This window comes from Streptomyces millisiae (genome assembly GCF_031845425.1).
In the GTDB taxonomy this organism is placed as follows: domain Bacteria; phylum Actinomycetota; class Actinomycetes; order Streptomycetales; family Streptomycetaceae; genus Streptomyces; species Streptomyces millisiae.
Genome location: NZ_JAVREM010000008.1, coordinates 129,357 through 151,426, shown reverse-complemented (window position 1 = coordinate 151,426; position 22,070 = coordinate 129,357). Strand labels below are relative to the sequence as shown.

The following is a 22,070-nucleotide window of genomic DNA, read 5'->3' as shown; positions in this document are numbered from 1 at the left end:
GGTCAGTACTCCTCGTCGGTGGTGGCGGCGGTGGTCTCGGCGAGGAACGGCGCGGTGGGGGTGTCGTGCGGCGACCCCTCGTAGGCCGGCGGCCGCGCCGCGGCGGCCAGCCGCCGTCCGACCAGGGCGCGGACGGCTTCCCGGGCGGCGCGGGCGTCGGCCTCGCCCGACGGGCCGGGGCCCGGGTCGAAGCCGGGCAGCAGGACGCCGACCTCGACGCGCGGCGGCGTGGCCCCGGCCGCCGGCTCCGGGCCCAGCTCCGGGCCCAGCTCGAAACCGCCGGTCCACAGGTCGTACCGTCCGGTGAGGGGCACCCGCAGCGGGCCGCCACCGTTCACCAGGACCTCGGCGAAGAGGGGCGCGCCGGCGGCGGGTGCCGTGCCGAGCGCGAGGACCTCGACCTCGATCCGCCGGCGCGCGCCGAGCGCGCGCACGGTCCAGGACACCGCGCTCTCGGCCGCGTCGACGAGGCCGGGCGGGTAGCGGCGCCAGTCGTTGATGCCCGAGCCACGGGCGATCACCCGGCCGCCCGCGGTGGGTGGTTCGCCGGCCGCGAGGGCGTAGCGGTCGTGCGGGGCGAAGAGTTCGCCGGGGTCGACCGGCGCGCCGGCCGGGCCGTGCCGCTCCAGCGCCGACCGGAGGCGGCGCAGCTCGGGCCCGTCGAGGCCGGCGCCGTCCGCGGCGGCGTCGATCAGCCGCAGCACGCTCTCCAGCCGGCGTGCCGTGGTGGCCGGCCCCGGTGCCCCGAGCCACCACCGGACGAGGGGGTCGAGCGCGGCCCGGTGCTCTCCGACCAGGTGGGCCGCGCAGTCGTCGGGCTGATCGTCCCCGTCGTCGAAGAGCTGCTGGCAGCGGTGCGTGAGCGCGGCCAACTCCAGGCCGTGCACGTCGGGTTCGAGCGCCGGTATGCCGTCCGGGTACGACGCCGGCCACCACCGGGCCGCCCAGTGCCCGAGGCCGAGCCGGGCGGCGCCGCCCGCGAGTGCGGTCGGCTCCGCCGCCACCCGCACGCCGCCCAGGTCCCGCGCCGGCCGGTCGTGCACGGCGGCGGCGACGCGCTCGCCGTAGAGCGCCCACAGCCACTGCTGGGCCCGCTCCGGATCGTGGACCCACGCCGACGGCGGGCCGGGGTCGCCGAGTACCGGCCAGACCAGCACGGCGCCCGCGACGTCGAGGACGGCCCGGGTGAAGTCGGGGCCCCCGGCGGCGAGATCGTCGGACGCCTCGACGTGGCCCGGGGCGGGCCCGGCGGCGATCCGCACCGTGCCGTCCGCGTCCCGCGCGACCCGGACGTCGACGCCGCCCCGCGCCATCACGCGCTCCTCGACCCGGCCGGCCGCGCGGGGGCCGCCGACAGACCGCGCAGCGCGGCCCGGACGCGGGCGCGGTGGTCCATCATCACCGAGCGGGCGACCCCGTCGAGCACCGCCCAGACCGCTGCCAGATCCGGGAGTGGCGTGTCGCGGACGTCGCGCCCGTGCAGTCGCACCCACAGCCGCCGGGTGTAGGCGGCCCACGGGGTGCGGAGGTCCTGGGCGAGGGCCTCCAGGACGCCGCCGTCCGGGTCGGGGCGGGGCGAGACGGTCATGCGGCGGGCGCGGAGGGCCGAAGCCTCCCGCCGCCAGCGGCCGTTGACCGCCCGGTGCGCCGCCGTGCGTCCCGTCGCGGGCTCCCCGCTGCCCAGCGGATCGAGTCCGGCCGCGAGCCGGCAGCCGAGGACCACGGCGACCCGCAGCGTCTCGTCGTGCAGGCCGAGCGGGGCGCAGCCGCGGTCCACCTCCCGGCCGACGAGCTCCGGCAGCGCCGGCAACTCCTCCCGCCTGGCCGACGACTGGAGGACGACGAAGAGCCGCTCGGCGAGCGAGCGGTCGAGCGGCGCGGGCAGCGTGGCCGTCGCCGCGCCCCGGCCGACCTCCGGGCGCGCCGGCAACCGCCGCGCCGTCAGCCCCAGATGCGTCGGCAGGTCGTCGCGGCCCCAGACCCCGCTGGTGTGCGCCCACAGGGCCCGGCCGAACAGCGCTCCGTGTCCCGCCTCGACCATGGCGGCGTGCGCCGGTGCGCCGCCGACCGGGGCCGGCCCGCCGCAGGCGTCCAGCACCTCGGCGGCCCGCGCCACCGCCGGGGCCGCGTCGGCGGGCGGGGGCCGGCGCACCCAGGCGGCGGCCAACTCCCCGTCCAGCCGGGCCCGCCGGGCGGCGTCCGCCAGATACTCCCTCAGCGCCTCGACCGTGCGCCCGCCGGCCGTATCCGCCACCTCCTCGACCACGGCCAGGGCCGTCGCCTCCGCGCCGGCCGCGGGCGGTCCGTGCTCGGTGGCCAGCTCGAAGCAGCGCTGGAAGTACAGGTCCTGGGGGTGGCCCGAGACGATGCCCCGCGCCCGGCGGGCCCGCTTGAGCAGCGTGAACCACCGCGCCGTCGCGACGAGTCGCGCTCCGGACTCCCGGATCAGCCCGTCGAGGCGCGCGGCCTGCTCGGGATCGAGGAAGTCCCCGGCGAACTCCGGACGGAGCGTCGGCCTGACGACCAGCGGCAGCACGATCAGCTTGACCGTCCGGGTCAGCGGCGCCCCACCGGGGCCGCTCAACGGCTCGACGCCCGGCCCGAGGCCGCGCCAGGCGTGGTCGATGACCAGGGCGCGCGGTCGGCGCTCACCGGTCGGCGGGCTCGGGGGCGGCATGTGAGGAGCGTACGCCGGGAGAGCGGCGGGCGAACCTGGGATCGGTAGGCGTTCCCGCCCGTCTAGTGTCCGTGCCGTCAGGCAGGAACGCCCAACGAGGGCGACATCGCCGGAGGGGAAAGAGGCCATGGGAATCTTCGGACGGCGCAAGAGCCGTGAGGAGCGGGCCGCCGAGATCGCGGGCAAGGTGGCGAGCGGCAAGGGCATCTACGGCCGCACCATGCGCGCGTTCCTCGGGGCCGAGGACTTCGCCAAGGTCCAGCAGTCGATCGGCGCCTACAACTCCGGTCAGTACGTCCAGCAGTTGCTCGCCGCCGGGGCGCCGACCACACCCGCCGCCGTCGTGTCGATCGGGGACACCGGCAGGCTGGTCAACTTCGACCCGGTCGTCGACCTGGTCCTCCGGCCGGCCGGGGCGACCGAGTCGATCGCCCTCCAGGCCGTCGTCTCCAAGCTGCGGATCCCCCGCGTCGGCGACCAGGTGCTGCTGGTCGCCGACCCCGCCAGGCCCGGCGGCTACCTCTACGCCGGGGACGGGGTGGCGCCGTGACGCCGACCCCGCCGTACGAGGCGCCGGCGCGGAGCGTCGCCGGGCGAACGGAAGGCCGAGATGACGGACGACGGTGACGGCCCGGGGCCCGTCCAGGCGTCGAGGATCGGTCCGCTCGGTGCCCTGTTCCTGTACTCCCTCTCCGTGGCGCTGGTCGGGTCCGGTCCCGTCATGCTGGTCGGCGCCGTCCTCGCCGGCGCCGGCCTCCTGATCGGGGGCGTCCTGTGCACGGTGCTCTGCACGCCCCTGGGCCTCGTCATCTGGTTCAGCACCTCCCACGAACGGGAGAACAACCGGCGGCTCGACGCCGCCGGGGTCGCGGCGACCGCGGAGGTGACCAGCCTGACCGACTGGGACGACGGGGAGTCGACCGGTGTCGTCGTCGGGCTGCGGGTCAGCGGCCCGGGGTTCCGGACGTTCGAGTCGACCTGGAAGCGGTCGCACCACCCCGCCCTGCGGGTGGGGCTCCGGCTCGGGGCGGTGGTCGACCCGGCCGACAACCTGTTCCGGGTCGACCTCTGAGCGGCGACCCGCACGAGGAAAGCGGGGTCGACGAACGTGTACGAGGTGGTGCGGCTGTGGTGGCTGGTGCCCTCGGCGCTGGCGCTGCTCGGCTACGGGCTTTCGCTGGCCGGGCTGAGCCGGGCCCAGCGCGCGGTCTGGGTGACGGCGCGGATCGTGGCGGTGGGAATACCGGCGCACCTCGCCTCCAAGCGGCCGGGGATACCGGTGACGGTCGCGTTCCGGGACCCGGCCACCGGGCGGGAGTTCACCCTGCCCAACGCCGGCAAGCACGGCGACTCCGTCGAGGTGGCCTGGGTGGGCCGTGAGGTCGCGGTGCGCTACCCGCGCGGCCGGCCCGACCGGTTCCGCGTCGTGCTCCACGACGTGGACGACCGGCACGGCCGGGCCGGCCCGAACTGCGCGGTCATCCTGCTGCTCGTCGGGCTGGCCGTCCACGCGACCGTCCTCTGGGGCTGGCCGGGGGCGCTGCTCGGCTTCGGCGCGCTGGTCACCGCCTTCGCGGCGGTCAGCCCCGACATCCGCGAGGCGCGCGCCCGCGACGCCCTGCTGGCCTCGGCCGTCGCCGTCCCGGCCCGGGTCGTGGCCGTCACCAGGGACGTCTACACCGACGGCGAGGGCGGCGAGATCGTCAACCACGCCCCCGTCGTCACCTTCACCACCCTCGACGGCACCCGGGTCACCATCCTCTCCCGCGACGGCATCCCGGAACCGAGCCGGTCCCTCGGCCGTGAGCTCACCATCCACTACGCCCCCTCCGACCTGACCGTGCACACCCCCGACCTCGCGTTCGAGCGCCGCGGGAACGAGCGGGCCATCGGCTTCATCGTCGTCCTGCTGCTCGCCGGCACGGCCGCGATGGTGGCGGGCGTGGTCCTGCTGTGACGCCGAGACCGCCGCCCGTTGACACGGTCGGCGGACGCCACCTAGGTTTTGCGTATGCCGCACTGGTGTTGCACATGATGCAACGCGTGGAGGTGTGCGGCGACAGCGAGAAGGCGGATGGCAGTGAACACACGATGACCGAGCACCGGACCCCCGCCGCCCACACCGACGTCCTGACGATCGGCGAGACCATGGCGATGGTCACCCCCGAGGCCGGCGGCCGCCTCGACGCCGACTCCACCTACCTGCTGCGCCCCGGCGGCGCCGAGTCCAACGTCGCCGCCTCGCTCGCCCAGCTCGGCCACCGCGCCCACTGGGCCAGCGCGCTGGGCGCCGACCGGCTCGGCGACCTCGTCACCACCGTGCTCGCCGGACATGGCGTCGACACCTCACTCGTGCGCCGCGACCCGGGGCGGCCCACCGGCGTGTACTTCAAGGACCCGACCCCCGAGGGCACCCGCGTCTCCTACTACCGCTCGGGCTCCGCGGCCGCCGGCCTCGGCCCGGCGGACGTCGCCGCGTGGACCGCCGCCGTCCGCCCCCGGGTCGTGCACCTCTCCGGGATCCTCCCCGCGCTCTCCCCGAGCTGCGCCGCGCTGGCCAGGCACATCGTGGTCGACCGGCCCTGGGGGGACGCGCCCGTGAGCTTCGACGTCAACCACCGCCCGGTGCTGTGGTCGGGCCAGCCCGCCGGCGCCGCCGAGACGCTGCTCGAGCTCGCCCAGCGCAGCGACATCGTCTTCGTCGGCCGGGACGAGGCCGAGGCGCTGTGGGGCACCACCGACGCGGAGAGCGTCCGCGCCCTCGTCGACGGGCCCGAGCGCCTGGTGGTCAAGGACGCGGCCGTCGAGGCGGTGGCGTTCACCGGCGGCCGGGTCACCCGCGTGCCGTCCCGCCGGGTGCGGGTCGTCGACGCCGTCGGCGCGGGCGACGCCTTCGCCGCCGGCTGGCTCAGCGGCTGGCTCACCGGCCACCGGGAGACGCTCTGCCTGGGGCTCGGGCACTACGCCGCGGCCCAGGTCCTCGCCTCCGCCTCCGACCTCGCGGAACTGCCCCGCGCCGCGGAGATCGTCGCCGGGTTGGTGGACGAGCCGGCCCCCAGCGGCGTCACGACCGGCGGATAGGGGGCGGCACCGTGTCGCAGACCGTCGCCCGCGCCATCGAGATCGTCGGCTTCGTCTCGGACCGGTCGCGTTCGCTGACCGAGGTCGCCGACCGGCTCGGGGTACACAAGTCGACCGCGCTCCGGCTGCTGCGCACCCTGGAGGACGCCGGCTTCGTCCGCCGGGGCGTCGACGGCCGGTACGCCATGGGCTTCCAGCTGATCGCCTACGGCCAACTCGCCCTGGACCAGGTGGAGGCCAGGGCGCTGGCCCACCCCGTGCTCCAGGAGCTGAGCGAGCGCCACGGCCACACCACGCACCTGGGCGAACTCGTCGGCGACCGCGTGATCTACGTCGACAAGGTCGACGGGCGCGGCAGCGTCGCCATGGGCTCCCGGATCGGGCTGCCCGCCCGCACCCACACCGCCGCCGTCGCCAAGGCGATCACCGCCCACCAGGACGAGGCCACCCGGCAACGCATCCTGGACCGCGCCACGTTCGAGCGCTACACCCCGACCACCCGCACCAGCCGTGAGTCGCTCGTCGAGGAGCTCGCCCTGACCCGCTCCCGGGGCTGGGCCGAGGACGACGGCGAACACGAGGGACACGTCAACTGCGTCGCGCTGCCGGTCTACGACGCGCGCGGCAAGGTCACCCACGCCATCTCCGTGACGGCGCTGGCCGCCGTCGCCCCGCTCACCGAACTCCGAGCCCACCTCGACGAGTTCCGCACCGCCGCCGAGCGCGTCAGCACCAGGCTCGGCTGGAAGGGAACCCCCCGATGACGACCACCACCGACGTCAGCGCCGCCTTCTTCGCCCGCCACCTGGCCGAGACCCCGGTGATCGGCATCTTCCGCGGCCTCGACCCCCGGGCCACCGTCGAACTCTGCCACCGCGCCTGGGAGTTCGGCGTCGACCTGGTCGAGATACCGATCCAGTCCGACGCCGCCCTGCCCTCCCTGGAGGCCGCGGTCGACGCCGCGCGGCAGCAGGGCAGGCACGTCGGCGCCGGCACCGTCACCACCGAGCGGCGCCTGCGCGCCGCCCACGAGCTGGGCGCGGCGTTCACCGTCGCCCCCGGGCTGCACCCGCCCGTCGTCGCGGCCTCGGGTGAGCTCGGGCTGCCGCACCTGCCGGGCGTCGCCACCGCCACCGACATCGCCGCCGCCGAGGCCGCGGGACTCACCTGGGTCAAGGCCTTCCCCGCCGGACAGCTCGGCCCCGGCTGGATCACCGCCCAGCGCGCCCCCTTCCCCGACGTCCACTTCGTCGCCACCGGCGGAGTCGGCCCCGACAACGCCGCCGACTTCCTCCGCGCCGGCTGCTCCGCCGTCGCCATCGGCTCCGCCCTCGCCGACCCCGAGGCCCTGCCCCGCCTGCGCGCGGCGGTGCGCGCCACGCCCTGAACGAGAGCCGCCGCCCGTCGATCCCGGCGCGCGGGGCCCGTTGACCGGGTGGGCGGCCGATCGTACGGTCACCACGACCTCAGCTCCATCGCCCCCACCGCGCGGGCCGGTCGACGGGCCCCGCGTACCGGAGAGGACGGTAAGGATCGTGCCGAAGTCGCATCGCCTCGCCTGGACCGCCGGCGTGCTCGCCGGCTGCGCGGCCGTCGTCGGATCCGCCTCGGTCTGGGCCGCGCCGCCCGAGGCGGCCACCCCGTACCAGGAGCACGGAAGGATCGCGGTCTGCGGCACCACCCTGTGCGGCGAGGACGGCGAGCCGGTGCGGCTGCGCGGCATGAGCACCCACGGCACCCAGTGGTACGAGAACTGCGTGACCGGCGCCTCGCTCGACGTCCTCGCCCGGGACTGGGGGGCGAACGTGGTGCGCGTGTCGACCTACGTCCAGGAGGACGGGTACGAGACCGACCCCGCGTACTTCACCGACCTGGCGAGCCGCGTGATCGACCAGGCGACCGAGCGCGGCCTGTACGTCGTCGTGGACTGGCATCTGCTCACCCCCGGCGACCCCAACGCCAACACCGAGCTGGCCAAGCGGTTCTTCACCGACATCACCGCCCGCCACGGCGACCAGGACAACGTGCTCTACGAGATCGCCAACGAGCCCAACGGCGTCAGCTGGGACGCCATCAGGAGCTACGCCGAGGAGATGATCCCGGTCGTGCGCGCCGGGGACCCCGACGCCGTCGTCCTCGTCGGCACCCGGGCCTGGTCCTCGTTCGGCGTCTCGGACGGCGCCGACGAGTCCGAGGTGGTGGCGAACCCGGTGGACGCCGACAACATCATGTACACCTTCCACTTCTACGCCGCGTCCCACCGCGACGCCTACCTCCAGGCGCTCTCCCGGGCGGCGGACCGGCTCCCGGTGTTCGTCACCGAGTTCGGCACCCAGGACTACAGCGGCGACGGCCCGAACGACTTCGCCATGGCCCAGCGGTACCTCGACCTGATGGCGGAGAAGGGCATCAGCTGGACCAACTGGAACTACTCCGACGACTTCCGCTCCGGCGCCGTCTTCCAGCCGGGCACCTGCGACAGCGGGCGGTGGGCCGACCCGGCCTCCCTCAAGGAGGCCGGGGTGTGGATCAGGGACCGCGTCTCCTGACCACCCGGCCCACCGCCGCGCCCGGTCAGCAGCAGGAGTGGGGCGCGTGCTCCTCGTGGTGCCACCAGAAGCGGTCCCGGGCGGGGGCCTGGGGAACCTCGGGGAGCGCCGCGTTGCGGACGGTCCCCGCGCTCGCCGTGGCCGTGGTCCTCGTCGCGGCCCGGCCCGTCGTCAGGTCGTCCACGCTGTGCACCGTGCCGCCGACCACGACCTGCCGCACCGCGGCCGCCGCCGCGATGTCCGCCAGCGGGTCGCCCTCGACGAGCACCAGGTCCGCCAGCTTGCCCGGCTCCACGGTGCCGAGGTCCGCGCTGAGCCCGAGGGCGCGGGCGCCCTCCACGGTGGCCGAGCGCAGCGCCTGGTACGGGCTGACCCCGTTGCGCACCAGGGTCTGCAGGTTCAGGTGGTAGTAGACGGCGGGCGGCACCAGGGGGCTGTCCGTGCCGATGACGACGCGCCCGCCGGCGTCGATCAGCCGGCGGACCGTCTCCGCGTGGCGCCGGACGAACGCGACCTCCGCCGCCGGCTCCTCGGCCAGCGCGGCCGCCACGTCCTCGGCGAACTCCCGGTACTCCGCGGGCGACATGAGCGCCGTCAGCCGCGGGTCGTCCAGCGCCCACTCGGCGTACCGGTAGAGCCCGCCCCGCACGCTGGGCAGCCCGAGCCCCGAAAGACCCAGCGTCGGGGTGAGGGGCATGCCGGAGCCGACCAGCGGCCCGGTCACGTCCTGGTAGGTGTGCCCGAGGTGGGTCTCCTTCTGGCGACGGCCGTAGCGGCTGGTGCCGCCGATGTGCTCCACGCCGTCGCCGCCGAGGGCGAGCGGGCCGAACAGGTAGTGCGAGGTGGTGCGCAGCCCGAGGCGGTGCGCGCCCTCGATGGCCGCGCGCTGCAGCGTGTAGGGCAGCCGGACGTACGTCTTGACCAGGTCGTGGCCGAGCGCCCTGGCCTTCGCCAGCTCGCGCCGCAGCTCCGCCTCGTCGGTCACCGGCCGGCCCGAGGAGTAGTAGACCCGCGAGCCGTCGACGAGGTCGCCGGCCGCGAACACCCGGGGGCCGGTGCGGCGACCCGAGTCGACGGCCTCCTTGGCCTCGACCGCGTGGTAGTTGGCGGTGCCGGGGGAGCGCACGGCGGTGACGCCGAACGACAGCCAGAGGCGGCTGGTGGCGTTGCGGCCCCAGGGCCCGTGCTCGTGCACGGCGATCATGCCGGGCAGCGCGGTGAGGTGGCGGGCGTCGACGATCCGGTCGCCGGGGCGGGTGCGGGCCGCGCCGCGCGGCGCGACCTCGGCGACCCGGTTGCCGTCCAGCACGATGTCGACCTCGCGGCGCAGCGTGTCGCCCGTGCCGTCCCACAGCGCCCCGGCCCGGATCACGGTGCGCCCGGTGGGCCGGGCCTGACGCCAGGTCAGCCGCACCGGCACGTCCCTGGCGCGGCCGCCGTCGGCGTCCGCGAGGCGCAGCCGGCCGTCGGACAGGTAGAGCAGCGAGCGGGAGTCGGCGCTCCAGGTGGGGGCGTCGGCGGTCTCGCCGTTGAGCTCGGTGGCCTCCCCGGTCGGCCGGCCGGCGGCGTCGACCGCGCTGAGCCGCAGCGTGCCGCCCACGACGTAGGCGATCCGGCGGCCGTCCGGCGAGTGGACCGGGCCGGCGTCGACGCGGTTGCTCAGCGAGGCGCCGGGCACCGGCTCGCTGTAGTGCGCCTCGCCGGTGTCGAGGTCGACGGTGAGGATCTGGTTGCGGCCCTCGCGGAAGCGCGGGGTGACGGGCACCAGGACGGCGGCGGAGAGCCGCCGGCCGTCGGCCGTGAAGCTGGGGCGGCCCGGGGAGTTGAGCGGCCCCGTGACCTTGCGGAGGTCGCCCGTGGCGACGTCGACGGTGTACAGGTCGGCGGAGTTGACGAAGGCGACGGTGGCGCCGTCCGGGCTGAACACGGGGGTGGCGACGGAGCCGTCGAGCGCGGTGAGCTGCCGTCGGGTGCCGTCCTCGGTCGCGTACAGCCACAGCTCCTCGGCGCCGGTCCGGTCGCTGACGTGGACGAGCGTGCGGCCGTCCGGGGACCAGGCGGGCGCGGTGTTGTGGTGCCCGTCGGAGACCACGGCCTCGGGCGTGCCGCCGCGGCGGGTGATCCAGATGTCGCCCAGGGCCGCGAAGGCGACCCGGGTGCCGTCGGGGGAGAGGGCCGGGCTCACGAGCCCCTTGACCGGCCGGGGCGCGGTGGAGTCGAAGTCCCGGGCGGACGGGCGCTCTTCGACGCGCGGCACGGTGACGCGGGCGGTGAACGGGATGTCGCGCGCCGCGCCGCCGAGCACCCGGGCCCGCGGCCGGCCGTCGGCGGTGTACAGCAGCTCGTCGTCGGATATCCAGCGGGCGGGGAACGGGAAGACGTCCTCGCCCGCCGCGCTGACGGTCTCGCCGTCGACGACCAGGGCGGTCCCGCCGGAGGTCAGGTGCACATAGGCGAGGCGGCGGCCGTCGGGCGAGAAGGAGGGGCCGGCCAGGAAGCCCTCGGAGACGGTGGCCAGGGTGGTGCGCCGTCCTGACGCGTCGACCTGCTCGACGGCCCGGGGCGCGCTGCCGGTGCCGGAGGTGAACGCGATCGCGGAGCCGTCCGGGGTCCACACCGGCTGGGCCTCCTGGGCCGTTCCCTCGGTCCAGACCTCGCTCTCGCCGCCGTCCGCCGGCAGCACGTGGACGGCGTACCGGCCGCCGGTCTCGACGGCGCAGGCGATCCGGGTGCCGTCCGGGGAGAACCGGGGCTCGCGGTGGTCGGCGGAACCGCTGGTGAGCCGGCGCAGGCCGGTCCCGTCCGTGTTGACCAGCCACAGGTGGAAGTTGTCCTCGGTGTAGGAGACGAAGACGATCCGGCGGCCGTCGGGCGAGAAGTCCGGCTCCGTCGCCTCCTGTTCGACGCCGGTGAGCCGGGTGGCCTCGCCGCCGGAGGCGGGCACGGTCCACAGCAGGTTGAGCAGGTCCAACGCGAGGGTCCGCCCGTCGGGGGAGAGCGCCACCGAGGCGTTGGTCATCTCACTGACGGTCACCTGCTCGGCCCGCCCGCGCGCGGCCGCCCGCGCCGGTGCCGCCAACCCCGCCGCCCCACTGGCCACCCACGCGGCGCCGACCGCCAACTGCCCGCCCCGCTTGGCGAATGTGCGACGGCTGATACTCATGTTGCCTCCTGTGGTGCGACGTGCTTGCAGGAGACCGTAAGCGCGGCCAACGGGCAGGGGAACCTGCCCGAGATAATTGGCACATGAAATTAACTACCTGGGTCCGGCGGCGGTCCTGGCACGTCAGGCCCCGCTGACCAGGTGTTTGCCCGGTGACTCCCGGAAGCCGGCGAGGCGGTGGGGCGACGGCCGGCCGTGCGGGTGGCCGGGCCGTGTGTGAAGCCGCGTGCGGCGGGTGGCGTTTCCGTGGCGCCCGCGTGTGCATATCGTGGCCTCCCACGGGAAGGCACGCCTGCTGAAGGCGTCCGCCGGCGCCCGAGTAACACCCGTGCCGGGACCGGGCTTTCCCCGGGGCGCAACGGCAGGCTCACCGCACGGCCGAGCGGGTGATCCGCACCCGACAGAACCTCACGAGGAGTGGGAACATGCAGCTGGGCGTTCACATCACGGGGTTCGACCACCCGGACGGGCCGGGCGCGCTGGGCCCCGAGCTGGCCGCCGCGGGAGCGGCGGCCGAGGCGGCGGGGGCGAGCTGGCTGTCGGTGATGGACCACTACTTCCAGATGGAGCAGCTGGGCGGCCCCGAACTCGCCATGCTCGAGTGCTACACGACCCTCGGCTACCTGGCCGCGCACACCTCCACCGTTCGGCTCGGCGCGCTGGTGACCGGGGTGACCTACCGCCATCCGGGGCTGCTGGCCAAGATCGTCAGCACCCTGGACACCCTCTCCGGCGGCCGGGCCACCCTCGGCATCGGCGCCGCCTGGTACGAACGCGAGCACCTGGGGCTCGGCGTGCCGTTCCCGCCGGTCGCCGAGCGGTTCGAGCGACTCGAGGAGACGTTGCGGATCTGCCTGCGGGTATGGGACCCGGAGGACAACGGCCCCTTCGAGGGCGAGTACTACCGCCTGGCCGAACCCCGCGACGTGCCCGCGCCGCTGAGCCGTCCGCACCCGGAGATCATGATCGGCGGCAGCGGTGAGAAGAAGACGCTGCGGCTGGTGGCCCAGTACGCCGACGCCTGCAACCTGCTCACCTCCACCCCGCAGGAGACCGCGCACAAGCTGGACGTGCTGCGCCGCCACTGCGACGACCTCGGGCGGGACTACGACCGGATCCGCAAGACGGTGATCTGCCGGGGGGAGGCGCTCGGCGATCTCGACGCCTTCGGCCGGGAGATGGCCGACCACGCCGGACTCGGCATCGACACCGTCATCGCGGCCACGGCGGAACCCCGGCCGGCCCGCTGGATCGAGGAGCGGGTGGCGCCGGCGGTACGGCGCCTGGCCGAACTCGGCTGAGCAGCCCACCCGCAGGGCCCCAGCGCGGCGCCACCGGCGCGGTCAGTCGAGGGGGACGCCGGTGTGGGTCTCCAGGGTTCGGACGAGGCGGGCCTGGAAGTCCTCGTCCAGCGCGGCGGGGTGTGGCGCCTGCGTCCGCTGGTGGTACCAGTAGCCGCCGGTGGGCGGGGTCACGTCGGGGTGGGTGGCGAGCCAGGCCTGGGTGCGGTGGCCGGCGACCAGGTCGTCCGGGGCGCCGGCGCCGCCCATGCGGGTGGGGACCCAGCCGGGGTCGACCGCGTGGCTCGACGTCCCCTCCCACCGGGCGGCGAACGCGAGGGCCAGCGCGGTGACCCACAGCTTGGTGTCGTCGTACGAGGCGGTGCCGGCGGTCAGCCGCCGCAGGTTGGTGGAGCCGGTGCGGTGCATGGAGCTGCTGAGGTAGACGAGCCTGCCCGGCTTCTCCAGCAGGGCGGTCAGCAGGTAGGGCGCGAGGACGTTGACGGCCACCACGTCGGGGGAACCCAGGACGCCGGCGTTGTGGATGACGGCGTCGAAGCGGCCGAACCCGGCGGCCTGCCGGGCGACGCCCCGGGTCTCGTCCGGATCGGCGAGGTCCCCGAAGACGACGCCCTTCCAGCGGGCGGGGTCCGTGATCCGGGCGGGGTTGCGGGCGTGCACGACCACCTCGTGCCCGTCGTCGGCCAACGCCTCGGCCGTGCCGCGCCCGAGGCCGGTGGACGCCCCGGTGACCAGGACCAGTGCCATGTCAGTCGTCTCCCGTCTGGGTGGTGTGGGACGCGTGAACCGGTCCGGGCCTCGCCGCGGTCGGCCACGCCCCCGACCGTACGCCCCGCGCCGTGGCGGCCGGGAGGGGCGGCAGTTCGGGGCCCGCGCCGACGTACTGGCGGGCGAAGGCGGTGGCGTGCCGGCCCGGTTCGGTCAGCCGGCGGATCTCGGCGGCCCGGAGGGCCAGGGCGCGCGGGGGGTCGTGCAGGTCGCGCGGCGACAGGTGCAGCAGCCGCAGCAGCCGGTCCGAGAACCGCTGGGTGGCGTGCACGTGCGGCAGCCGGCGGGCGGCGTAGGCGGCGAGCCCCTGCCGGTCGCCGTCCAGGTACCGGCGCGCGAAGGCGTGGGCCAGCTCGGCGGCGTCGGCGATGGCGAGGTTCATGCCCTTGGCGCCCGAGGGGGTCAGGACGTGCGCCGCGTCGCCGGCCAGCAGCAGCCGGCCGCTCACCAGGTGGTCCCTGATGCTGCTCCGCATGCGCAGCACGCCCGTCCCGGTGACGCGGCCGATCCGCGGCAGCTCCCCGACGACCCCGGCGAGGCGGACCCGCAGCCGCTCGTGGATCCGGGGGGCGGGCCAGCGCGCGGGGTCGTCGCCGGCCGGGACCTGGAGGTAGAGCCGGGCGACGTGGTGGCTCCGCGGCATCAGACCGGCGAAGCCCTCCTCGTGGAGGGCGTAGAGCACGCCCGCCACCGGGCGGTCCACCTCCGCCAGCACGGTGAGCCAGTCGTAGGGGTAACGGCGGACGCCGCGGCCGCTCAGGGCCCTCGGCAACGCGTCGCCGGTCACGCCGTGCGCGCCGTCGCAGCCCACCACGTACTCGCAGTCGATCTCCAGACCCGCGCACTCGACGCGCGGACGGCCCGTGGCCGGAGCCGGCACGGCGGTCACCGGCCGGCCGAACAGCGGCGGGCGGCCCGCTCCGCACAGGGCGGCGACCAGGTCGCGCACCAGCGACTGCTGCGGATAGACCCAGTGCCGGAGCCCGCCGCTGTGGGCGGCGTAGTCGACGCGCAGCCGCTCGCCGCGGCACAGGAAGTCGCACCAGCCGTGCCGGGTGCCCTCGACCAGCAGCCGGTCCGCCAGGCCGAGCGAGCGCAGGTACGCGACGACCCGCGGTTCGAGGAGCCCGGCCCTGGGGCGCCGCTCGACGACCTCGCGGGGATGCCGCTCCAAGACGAGCGCGTCGACGCCGACCCGCCCCAGCGCGCAGGCGAGCACCAGACCGGCGGGCCCGGCGCCGACGATCGCGACCTGGGTGCTGAGCCGCCGCCCGGCCGGGCGGCGGCTCAACCGGCCGCCCTCCGGGGCGGGCGCGGGTCGCGCGCCGCGCTGGCGACCAGGTAGCCGGGCAGCGCGAACCGGGTGCGCAGCCGGACCGGCGCCCCGCACCGCTCGGCCAGGGCGTGCAGGGCCGCGGCGCCGTACATCTTGCGCACGCTGAGGATGCCGTCGTGGGCCTGCGCCGGTCCGCCGGTCAGGAACATCAGCGGCACGGCCCCGAGCAGCAGCGGGGTGCGCCAGCCGTCCACGACCAGCAGAGTCCTGGCGGCCCTGGTGCCCTCCCTGAGCAACGCCGCCACCCCGTCCGGCGCCAGGTGGTGCAGCGAGGTGGTCAGCACCGCCAGGTCGTACGCGCCGTCGTCGGCGTCGATCGCGGTGGCGTCGACCACCGAGCAGTCGACCCGCGGGTGGTGCCCGATCGGTCCCCGGCGGACGGCGTCGACCACGGCGGGGTTCACGTCGCTGACGGTGATCCTGACGGTGGGGTGCCGGTCGACGAGGTGCCGCGCCAGCGAGCCGTAGCCGGCGCCGAGCTCCAGCACGCGCGGCTCGGGCACCCCCTCGACCTCGGCGAGGGCGAGACGGCTGAAGACCCGGTAGGCGCCCGTGAGGCGCTGGAACCGGTGCAGGCCGCGGAGCACCCGCCGGCACCGCGCCTCGGCGTCCGGGCGGTCGATGTACTCCACCCGGTCGGTCTCGAACCTGCGGTCCCACCAGGACGCGTCGGGGCCGCCGCGCGGCAGGTGGACGGTCGTGGCGGGCGGAGCCTGCTCCGCGCGTCCGGTCGTTCTCGGCGTCATGACCGGTGAACGAGACCGTCCCCCGGGAGTCACCGGAGGGCGCCGCCGGGTCAGCGGACGACGTCGAGGACCTGCTTCTGCAGGCCGTTCCCGTAGACCTCGTGCTCCACCAGACGCAGCCGCTGGGTGTCCCTGTCCGTGGTGCTGAACAGGCGCTTGCCCGCGCCGAGCAGCAGCGGGAAGACGAGCAGGTGGTAGCGGTCGATCAGGCCGGCGTCCGAGAGGCCGTGGTTCAGGGTCGCGCTGCCGTGGACGATGATCGGGCCGCCCTCGGTCTCCTTCAGCGCGGCGACCTCGTCGAGGGAGCGCAGGACGGTGGTCTCGCCCCAGTCGGTGACCAGCCGGTCCTCGGTGAGGGTGGTGGAGACGACGTACTTCGGCAGCGTGTTGTAGTGCGCGAAGTCCGCCATGCCGGGCCAGACCGGGCTGAACGACTCGTAGCTGACCCGGCCCAGCAGGAGCGCGGTGGACTCCCGCTGCTCCCGGTCCTTGATCTCGAACGCCTCGGGAAGGAACTCGACCTCCTTGAAGGTCCATCCCGCGTTGCGGTAACCGGGCTCGCCGCCCGGTGCCTCCACGACGCCGTCGAGCGACACGAAGGCGGTGCTGATCAGGGTGCGCATGAGGTTCTCCCGTTGTCTCGGTAGGGGGCCGGTCAGGCCACGAGGTCGGTCAGCCACCGCTGCCAGGCGGCCTCGGCGGCCTCCGGGGCGGGGCCGAAGAGGTGGTGGAACATCAGCGCCACGCCGGGGAAGTGGTGGAAGGTGTAGATCCCGTCGGCGGTGCGGACCGCGAAGCGCTCGTCGTCCGCCCAGGTCACCTCGCCGTCCAGCGGCGGCAGGCCGGCCGGCTCGGCGTGGGCCCGCGCGCCCACGGCGACCCGGCTCGGCAGCGAGAGGGCGCGGGTGAGGGCGTCCCGCACCCGCCGCACCGGCTGTTCGCCGGCCGGCGCCACGGCGAAGACGGGGGTGCCGGTGCGGCCGGGGAAGTGGGCCAGGTACTCGGTGAGCGTGTGGAGGTGGAACGGCCAGCCGCGGCGCAGCGCGTCGTACTCGTCCTGCCAGTCGTCGCCGAGCAGGCCGCTGTGGACGACGCGGAGCACGGTGCTGCCGCCGTCGCGCCCCTCGATCAGGTACTCGAAGGCCATGAAGCGGCCGTCCTCGGCGGTGGGCGTGCGGGTGGCGAAGCGCTTGCCCGGCTCGTAGGCGGTGACCACGGCCTCCTCCCGCTGGCCCCCGGTCTCCATGACGGTGGTGCCGCCCTCGCGCGGCTCGACCTCGTTGCGCCCCATGAACCAGGAGTCGATCCCCGGGCCGGTGGCGATGGCCTCCCAGACCTCCTCCGGACCGGCCGGGAGGTCGGCCCGCTGCTCGATCTCGAAGGGGTGCGTCATCGCGGGTTCTCCTGTCGCGCGTCGGACGCCTGCTCCGGCGTCCCCTCGGTGGCGGGCCGCTCGGCCGGGATCTGCGGGATCTGGTGGAGTCCGACGACCACCCGGTGGCTCCGGCCGCCGGGGGCGAACTCGTCGTGGTAGCGGCTGACGAGGCCCGTGACGGCCTGGGCCAGCTCCTCGGCGAAGGCCGTGCGGTCGGCGGCGGAGGCGAACCGCACCTCCGCGTCGACGCCGAAGGTGGCGACCCGCCGCCTGGCCCGGGCGGCGCCGGTCAGCAGGGTGCCGACCTCCTGCACGAGCCGGGCCCCGAGCGCCAGCAGCCAGCGGGCGGAGAGCTGGTCGGGGGACCGGGACGGGTCCGGGCGGACGGCGGCCAGGGCGCTGGGGGAGATCACGTAGGAGGCGGCGGTGGCGCGGTACACCCGCTCGGTGACGTTGCCCTTGCGCCGCTCCTCGGCCAGCTCGACCAGGCCGTGCCGCTCCAGCTCCTTGAGGTGGTAGTTGACCTTCTGCCGGGGCAGCCCGAGGCGGCCGGCCAGCATGGCGGCCGAGCCGGGCTCGGCCAGGGCGGCGAGGATCCGGGACCGGGTCGGGTCCAGGGACGCCTCGGCCGCGGCGGGTTCTTCGATCACAGCGACGTCCAGCACGCCCCCAGCCTCGTACCGACAATAATTTTTGTCAAGACAGGAAAATCTGTCGGTACGCGGGGTGGGGGCGTGCGGGGCGCCGCCCCTCAGCCCGCCGCGTTCAGGCTGGCGAGCTCCTCGGCGGTGAGCGTCAGGTCCAGGGCGCCGAGGGAGTCGCGGATGGTCTCCGGCCGGGAGGCGCCGGGGATCGGGACGACGGTCGGCGAGAGGGCGAGCTCCCAGGCGAGGCAGACCTGCTGCGGGCTGACCCCGTGCCGCCTGGCGACCGTGTCGAACGCGGCGTGCCGCGCGGCGAGCTCCCCGGCGTGCCGCATGCCGCCGAGCGGGCTCCAGGGCAGGAAGGCGATGCCCAGCGCGGCACAGAGGTCGAGCTCGGGCAGGCTGGAGCGGAAGGCGGGCGAGAACTGGTTCTGCACGGCGGCCAGCCGGCCGCCGAGGACCTCGTTGGCCAGCCGGATCTGGTCCAGGTCGGCGTTGGAGATGCCGGCCAGGCGGATCACGCCCTCGTCGAGGAGTTCGGCGAGCGCCCCGATGGTCTCCGCGTAGGGGACCTCGGGGTCCGGCCGGTGGTGCTGGTAGAGGCCGATGGCCTCGACGCCGAGGCGGGCGGCGGACTCCCTGGCGGCCCGCTTCAGGTGTTCCGGCCGGCCGTCGAGGATCCAGGTGCCGTCCTGGGTGCGCAGGTGGCCGCCCTTGGTGGCGACGAGGATCCCGGAGGTGTCGCCGCCCCACGTCCGCAGGGCCCTGGCGATCAGGGACTCGTTGTGGCCGGTCTCGTCGTGGCCGACCTCGTCGGCGCCGAGGTGGTAGGCGTCGGCGGTGTCGATGAGGGTGACGCCGGCGTCCAGGGCGGCGTGGATCGTGGCGACGGAGCGGTCCTCGTCCGGGCGGCCCTCGACCGACATCGGCATCCCGCCGAGCCCGATGGCGCTGACCCGCACATCTCCGATGGAGCGCTGCTGCATGGGGAACATCCCTGTTCGACGTTGGTCCGGTGATCGGTCGACGTTAACGGCGCGTCTTCCGCGCGCGGGGGGTCCTGACGGGGCCTCCCACCCAGCGCGTCTGTCCGCCTACCTTCGGGGTGAAACGTGGCCGTCGACCACCCGTTCCACGATCGACTTCTTCCGAGGACAACCCATGACTTCCGTACCCGCGTACACCGCCACCTCCGCCACGGAGCCGCTCGTTCCCGGGGTGGTCGAGCGGCGTGCCGTGGGCCCCAGGGACGTCCGCGTCGACATCCGGTGGGCCGGCATCTGCCACTCCGACATCCACACCGTCCGCGGCGACTGGGGGCCGGTCCCCTACCCGCTGACCGTCGGGCACGAGATCGCCGGCGTGGTGGCCGAGGTCGGCTCCGAGGTCACGCGGCACCGGGTCGGCGACCGGGTCGGCGTCGGCTGCATGGTCGACTCCTGCCGGGAGTGCGAGAACTGCCGCGCCGGCCGCGAGCAGTACTGCCTGAACGGCTTCACCGACACCTACAACGGCAAGGACCGGGACGGCCGGGTCACCCAGGGCGGCTACGCCACCGGGATCGTCGTCGACGAGCACTTCGTGCTGCGGATCCCCGAGGCGATCCCGTTCGAGAAGGCCGCCCCGCTGCTGTGCGCCGGGATCACCACGTACTCGCCGCTGCGCCGCTGGAACGCCGGCCCCGGCCGGAAGGTCGCCGTCGTCGGCCTGGGCGGCCTCGGGCACCTGGCCGTGAAGATCGCCCACGCCCTGGGCGCCGAGGTGACCGTGCTCTCGCAGAGCCCGCGCAAGCGGGAGGACGGCCTGCGGTTCGGCGCCGACCACTACCACGCCACCAGCGACCCGGCGACGTTCGAGCGGCTGGCCAACAGCTTCGACCTGATCGTCAACACCGTCAGCGCGCCCCTCGACCTGGACGCCTACCTGGGGCTGCTGTCGTTCGGCGGCACCATCGTCAGCGTCGGCGCCCCGCCCGAGGCCGTCCCGGTGACCCTGTTCACCCTGTTCGAGAACCAGCGCTCCTTCGCCGGGTCGAAGATCGGCTCCATCGCCGAGACGCAGGAGATGCTCGACTTCTGCGCCGAGCACGGCATCGCCCCCGAGGTCGAGATCATCCCGGCGGAGAAGATCAACGAGGCCTGGGAGCGGGTGCTCTCCTCCGACGTGCGCTACCGCTTCGTCATCGACGCCAGCACCTTCGCCGCGGCCTGACCCCCGCCCGCGACGAGACGTGCGCCCGGGTGGGGGGTTGCGACGGGACCCCCCACCCGGGCCGGGGACCGATCTACCGTTGAGGTCATGAGCACCAAGGACGAGGTGCGGGAGTTCCTGATCTCCCGCCGCGCGAACGTCACCCCCGAGCAGGCGGGCCTCCCCGACTTCGGCGGGGAGCGGCGGGTGCCAGGGCTGCGCCGCGAGGAGGTCGCCATGCTCGCCGGGGTCAGCGTGGACTACTACACGCGCCTGGAGCGGGGCAACATCCGCGGCGCCTCCGAGAGCGTGCTCAACGCCATCGCGCGGGCGCTCCAGCTCGACGACGTCGAGCGCGCCCACCTGTTCGACCTGGCCCGCACCGCCCCCGCGGCGCCGACCGCGCGCCGCGGCCGGCCGCAGCGGTCGGTCCGCGAGTCGGTCCGGCGCGTGCTGGACAACCTGGCGGTCCCGGCGATCGTCCACAACGCCACCCAGGACCTGGTCGCCGCCAACCTCATGGGGCGGGCCCTGTACGCGCCGCACTTCGACACCCAGCGGCAGCCCAACATCGCCCGGTTCGTCTTCCTCGACCCCCGGGCCCGGGACTACTACGTCGACTGGCCCCAGGCCCGGCGCACGGTGGCGGCCATCATGCGCCTCGAAGCGGGCCGCGACCCGCTCAACCGGGAGCTCACGGCGCTCATCGGCGAGCTCTCGGCGTGCAGCCCGCAGTTCAGGAAGGACTGGGCGGGACACGACGTGCACTCGCACCGCACCGGCGTCAAGTCCTTCCGGCACCCCGAGGTCGGCGTGGTCGAGGTCGCGTTCGACGTCTTCGAGATGCCGGGCGAGGCGGGCCTGTCGATCGTCACCTACAGCGTCGACCCGGGCACGGAGTCCGCCGACAAGTTCGCGCTGCTCGCCAGCTGGGCGGCGACCCGCGAGTCCGGCGCCACGGGCGACCGGGCGCGGGCCGAGAGCGCCCGACCCACCACGACGACGAACGACTGACCCGCCGGGAAGCCGGCCACCGCACCCGTCCCCCTCAGGGAGCCCGTCATGACCACCTACGCCCTCGTCGGCGCCGGGCCCGGCCTCGGCCTGGCCGCCGCCCGCCGCTTCGGCGCGGCCGGCCACTCCGTCGCCCTCGTCGCCCGTGACCGCGGCCACCTGGACGCGCTGACCGCCGAGCTGGCCGGCGCGGACATCACCGCCCGCGGCTTCACCGCGGACGCCCTCGACCCCGCCTCGCTGACCGCCGCGCTCGCCGAGGCGGCCACCGCCCTGGGCCCGGTCGAGATCCTGCAGTACAGCCCGGTGCCCCGCGCCGACTTCATGAGGCCGGTCCTCGACACCGGCGCCGACGACCTGGACGACCCGCTCACCTTCTCCCTCAGGTCCCCCGTGACCTGCGTGAACGCCGTCCTGCCCGGGATGCGCGAGCTGGGCAGGGGCACCCTGCTGTTCGTCAACGGCGGCAGCGCGGTGCGCCCCCACCCCGAGCGCGCCGGCACCTCCGTCGCCTTCGCCGCCGAAAGCGCCTACGCCCGTATGCTCCACGACGCCCTGGCCCCCGAGAACATCCACGCCGCGCAGCTGATCGTCCCCGGTGCCATCCGGCCCGACGCCGAGCACAGCAGCCCCACCGCGCTGGCCGAGCGGCTGTACGACATACACCGGACCCGCGACGCCTTCCGGCACTACGCGGAACCCCTGCCCGACTGAACACGCCGAGGTGTCGGCCTTCGCGTTCCTTCCGGGGCGGATCGTGCTAGGCTGAAGGTAGTTGCAGTTGTGGTACCCATATGACTTATGTGCGCCTGACGAGATTGCTTCTCTCAGGCGCATTATTTGTTTCTCCGGCTTCTCCGGATGGGGCCTCTGCCTACCGAAGGAGAATGTCATGGCTCAGGGCACTGTTAAGTGGTTCAACTCCGAAAAGGGTTTCGGCTTCATCGAGCAGGACGGCGGCGGCCCCGACGTCTTCGCCCACTACTCGAACATCGCGGCTCAGGGCTTCCGTGAGCTGCAGGAGGGCCAGCGGGTCTCCTTCGACGTGACCCAGGGCCAGAAGGGCCCGCAGGCGGAGAACATCACCCCCGCCTGATCGCCTTCGAAGCATCACCCACCGGGGCCCGCACCGCATGGTGCGGGCCCCGGCTCGCGTTCCGGGTGGCTACGGCCACCGGGCCGCTCGCCGGTCGTCCCTTTAGCATGGGCTCACCCGAACAGCCCTG

The 22,070-nt window shown here is 75.0% G+C and carries 22 protein-coding genes; 12 read left to right on the top strand and 10 right to left on the bottom strand.

What is annotated here, in order from left to right; genetic code table 11:
- Positions 1–2: 2 nt before the first annotated feature.
- A complete protein-coding gene (locus RNC47_RS10705) occupies positions 3–1,313 on the bottom strand; it encodes a hypothetical protein (protein ID WP_311597700.1) in 1,311 nt (436 codons plus the stop codon).
- On the bottom strand, positions 1,313–2,677 hold the full coding sequence (locus RNC47_RS10700) for a hypothetical protein (RefSeq protein ID WP_311597698.1): 1,365 nt from the start codon (positions 2,675–2,677) through the stop codon (positions 1,313–1,315). The genes RNC47_RS10705 and RNC47_RS10700 overlap by 1 nt, the downstream gene beginning before the upstream one ends.
- Before the next feature lie 127 nt (positions 2,678–2,804).
- Here RNC47_RS10700 and RNC47_RS10695 point away from each other — a divergent pair, with 127 nt between their 5' ends.
- The 7 genes from RNC47_RS10695 (at position 2,805) to RNC47_RS10665 (ending at position 8,307) form a co-directional block, all read left to right on the top strand.
- Positions 2,805–3,227: a hypothetical protein gene (locus RNC47_RS10695; protein ID WP_311597697.1), complete on the top strand. Its 423-nt coding sequence runs from the start codon at positions 2,805–2,807 to the stop codon at positions 3,225–3,227.
- Positions 3,228–3,287: 60 nt separating this feature from the next.
- Entirely contained in the window at positions 3,288–3,749 is a 462-nt protein-coding gene (locus RNC47_RS10690) for a hypothetical protein (RefSeq protein WP_311597695.1), read from the top strand.
- A gap of 36 nt (positions 3,750–3,785) precedes the next feature.
- The gene (locus RNC47_RS10685) at positions 3,786–4,634 is read left to right on the top strand and encodes a DUF3592 domain-containing protein (protein WP_311597693.1); all 849 of its coding nucleotides are present in this window, start codon (positions 3,786–3,788) and stop codon (positions 4,632–4,634) included.
- A gap of 134 nt (positions 4,635–4,768) precedes the next feature.
- Positions 4,769–5,758, top strand: coding sequence for a sugar kinase (locus RNC47_RS10680; RefSeq protein WP_311597691.1), 990 nt, complete (start codon positions 4,769–4,771; stop codon positions 5,756–5,758).
- Between the two features lie 11 nt (positions 5,759–5,769).
- Positions 5,770–6,522 carry an IclR family transcriptional regulator gene (locus RNC47_RS10675; protein WP_311597689.1) on the top strand — a complete coding sequence of 251 codons (753 nt, stop codon included), beginning with the start codon at positions 5,770–5,772 and terminating at the stop codon, positions 6,520–6,522.
- A complete protein-coding gene (locus RNC47_RS10670) occupies positions 6,519–7,145 on the top strand; it encodes a bifunctional 4-hydroxy-2-oxoglutarate aldolase/2-dehydro-3-deoxy-phosphogluconate aldolase (RefSeq protein ID WP_311597687.1) in 627 nt (208 codons plus the stop codon). Before RNC47_RS10675 ends, RNC47_RS10670 begins: the two co-directional genes overlap by 4 nt.
- Before the next feature lie 148 nt (positions 7,146–7,293).
- Entirely contained in the window at positions 7,294–8,307 is a 1,014-nt protein-coding gene (locus RNC47_RS10665; protein WP_394814752.1) for a glycoside hydrolase family 5 protein, read from the top strand.
- Positions 8,308–8,332: 25 nt separating this feature from the next.
- Here the strand turns inward: RNC47_RS10665 and RNC47_RS10660 are convergent, their stop codons facing one another.
- Complete coding sequence (locus RNC47_RS10660; RefSeq protein ID WP_311597686.1) at positions 8,333–11,470, bottom strand: amidohydrolase family protein; 3,138 nt, start codon at positions 11,468–11,470, stop codon at positions 8,333–8,335.
- 425 nt (positions 11,471–11,895) lie between these two features.
- On the opposite strand from RNC47_RS10660, the gene RNC47_RS10655 reads away from it, so the two are divergent.
- Positions 11,896–12,771 (top strand): LLM class F420-dependent oxidoreductase, encoded by an 876-nt coding sequence (locus tag RNC47_RS10655; protein WP_311597685.1) that lies wholly within the window; start codon positions 11,896–11,898, stop codon positions 12,769–12,771.
- A gap of 42 nt (positions 12,772–12,813) precedes the next feature.
- Here RNC47_RS10655 and RNC47_RS10650 read toward each other — a convergent pair whose 3' ends face one another.
- The 7 genes from RNC47_RS10650 to RNC47_RS10620 form a co-directional block, all read right to left on the bottom strand.
- Positions 12,814–13,518 carry an SDR family NAD(P)-dependent oxidoreductase gene (locus RNC47_RS10650; protein ID WP_311597684.1) on the bottom strand — a complete coding sequence of 235 codons (705 nt, stop codon included), beginning with the start codon at positions 13,516–13,518 and terminating at the stop codon, positions 12,814–12,816.
- Between the two features lies 1 nt (position 13,519).
- A complete protein-coding gene (locus RNC47_RS10645; protein WP_311597682.1) occupies positions 13,520–14,830 on the bottom strand; it encodes an FAD-dependent monooxygenase in 1,311 nt (436 codons plus the stop codon).
- The gene (locus RNC47_RS10640; protein ID WP_311597681.1) at positions 14,827–15,621 is read right to left on the bottom strand and encodes a class I SAM-dependent methyltransferase; all 795 of its coding nucleotides are present in this window, start codon (positions 15,619–15,621) and stop codon (positions 14,827–14,829) included. The genes RNC47_RS10645 and RNC47_RS10640 overlap by 4 nt, the downstream gene beginning before the upstream one ends.
- Positions 15,622–15,671: 50 nt before the next feature.
- Positions 15,672–16,244, bottom strand: a complete 573-nt coding sequence (locus RNC47_RS10635; RefSeq protein WP_311597679.1) for a dihydrofolate reductase family protein — start codon at positions 16,242–16,244, stop codon at positions 15,672–15,674.
- A gap of 32 nt (positions 16,245–16,276) precedes the next feature.
- Complete coding sequence (locus RNC47_RS10630) at positions 16,277–17,014, bottom strand: SRPBCC family protein (protein ID WP_311597677.1); 738 nt, start codon at positions 17,012–17,014, stop codon at positions 16,277–16,279.
- The gene (locus RNC47_RS10625) at positions 17,011–17,661 is read right to left on the bottom strand and encodes an ArsR/SmtB family transcription factor (RefSeq protein ID WP_311597675.1); all 651 of its coding nucleotides are present in this window, start codon (positions 17,659–17,661) and stop codon (positions 17,011–17,013) included. The genes RNC47_RS10630 and RNC47_RS10625 overlap by 4 nt, the downstream gene beginning before the upstream one ends.
- Positions 17,662–17,747: 86 nt before the next feature.
- Positions 17,748–18,626 (bottom strand): aldo/keto reductase, encoded by an 879-nt coding sequence (locus RNC47_RS10620; RefSeq protein ID WP_311597673.1) that lies wholly within the window; start codon positions 18,624–18,626, stop codon positions 17,748–17,750.
- A 175-nt stretch (positions 18,627–18,801) separates the two neighbouring features.
- Here RNC47_RS10620 and RNC47_RS10615 point away from each other — a divergent pair, with 175 nt between their 5' ends.
- The 4 genes from RNC47_RS10615 to RNC47_RS10600 all read left to right on the top strand — a co-directional run bounded on the left by RNC47_RS10615 (position 18,802) and on the right by RNC47_RS10600 (position 21,940).
- Positions 18,802–19,851 carry an NAD(P)-dependent alcohol dehydrogenase gene (locus tag RNC47_RS10615; RefSeq protein ID WP_311597671.1) on the top strand — a complete coding sequence of 350 codons (1,050 nt, stop codon included), beginning with the start codon at positions 18,802–18,804 and terminating at the stop codon, positions 19,849–19,851.
- An 87-nt stretch (positions 19,852–19,938) separates the two neighbouring features.
- On the top strand, positions 19,939–20,844 hold the full coding sequence (locus RNC47_RS10610; protein WP_311597670.1) for a helix-turn-helix transcriptional regulator: 906 nt from the start codon (positions 19,939–19,941) through the stop codon (positions 20,842–20,844).
- Positions 20,845–20,892: 48 nt separating this feature from the next.
- Positions 20,893–21,558 (top strand): SDR family NAD(P)-dependent oxidoreductase, encoded by a 666-nt coding sequence (locus RNC47_RS10605; RefSeq protein ID WP_311597668.1) that lies wholly within the window; start codon positions 20,893–20,895, stop codon positions 21,556–21,558.
- Positions 21,559–21,736: 178 nt separating this feature from the next.
- Positions 21,737–21,940, top strand: a complete 204-nt coding sequence (locus RNC47_RS10600) for a cold-shock protein (RefSeq protein ID WP_311597666.1) — start codon at positions 21,737–21,739, stop codon at positions 21,938–21,940.
- Positions 21,941–22,070 lie beyond the last annotated feature (130 nt).